The 594-nt window shown below is 51.7% G+C and carries 1 protein-coding gene; it reads right to left on the bottom strand.

The genetic code is table 11. The annotated features are described in order from the left end of the window. On the bottom strand, positions 1 to 594 hold a 594-nt coding region (locus ACTHUR_RS16045), incomplete at both ends, for an exodeoxyribonuclease V subunit gamma (RefSeq protein ID WP_440399671.1).

Here is a 594-nt window from a genome sequence, read left to right as displayed (position 1 = left end):
AACCTGAACCCAAGCCTGCTGCGCGCCTGCTTCGCTTTCTTCCTGTTGGTATAAGCGTTCAGACGGCATGATTAAGTTTTGGATATCGTTTTGCAGGCAATGCAATAAGGTATCGTCTTTTCCCTTTTCATAAACCTGAATATCCTGCTCGGTTTCCACTTCCGACAGAAAATCAAAGAAATCGCGCCCCTGCTTGCCCAAAGAAGCCAACAGCGGATGCCCTGCCTGCGACAAATCCGCCTCATCGCCCCTTTTCAAAATCTGCGCCTCGTCGATGACCTCGCCCCAATATTGGCTGCTCGGATTGAGCGCAAACACAAATACATCGCAATGCTTGGAAATTTGGTGCAGCAATTGCAGATACATCGGCGCCATTGTCGAAATGCCGAATACAAACAACCTTTGCGGCAAGACCGATTTATCCAACTGCGCCAAGAGCTTTTCCCACAAGGCCACGCGGTGCGGCGCAGATTGGCTGCCATCGTCCAAATAACGCCACAGCCGTGCCTGCCAATCCTCATCATCGCCCAAACCCAGCAGCTTCCCAGCCTGCCACGCATCAATCCAATCTGGGCGGTACACCAAATATTGGTC

The organism is Neisseria sp. P0021.S007 (genome assembly GCF_051956855.1).
The sequence above is the reverse complement of the archived record's forward strand: the minus strand, read 5'-3'. Positions and strand labels throughout refer to the sequence as shown.